General features: G+C 44.0%; 1 protein-coding gene. It reads left to right on the top strand.

Annotation, left to right across the window (positions count from 1 at the left end; genetic code table 11):
• A partial coding sequence (locus B3V56_RS14180; RefSeq protein ID WP_289284449.1) for a DUF2237 family protein occupies positions 1 to 332 on the top strand: 332 nt, incomplete at its 5' end.
• Positions 333 to 425 lie beyond the last annotated feature (93 nt).

Genomic DNA, 425 nt, shown 5'->3' with positions numbered 1-425 from the left:
GTTGTAGTGAAGATCCTCTCACAGGTTTCTACCGTGATGGTTGTTGTAATACGAGTGATGCTGACTACGGTCAGCACACAGTCTGTGTGCAAGTCAGTCAGGCATTTCTGGAATATTCACGTTTTCGTGGTAATGATTTAACCACACCGGTAAAAGAGTTTGGTTTTCCTGGTTTGAAACCAGGTGATCGTTGGTGTTTATGTGCTCAGCGCTGGTTGGAAGCATATGAGCATGATATGGCGCCTAAAATTTACCTGGCTGCCACACATCAGCGTGCCACTGAAGTGATTCCTATGGAAGTGTTAAAAGAATATGCAGCGGATCTGAATTAGTGCTTATCAAATGCGACTGGCAAAAAAGGCTTTCACATCTTCAATATTCTGACTGATTGGCATTGGCGGTAAACTCCGCATAAACACTTTGCC

It is taken from the genome of Methylophaga sp. UBA2513 (genome assembly GCF_002341285.1).
GTDB lineage: Bacteria > Pseudomonadota > Gammaproteobacteria > Nitrosococcales > Methylophagaceae > Methylophaga > Methylophaga marina.
Note: the sequence above shows the minus strand (reverse complement) of the source record. Positions and strands in the feature narration are given on the sequence as shown.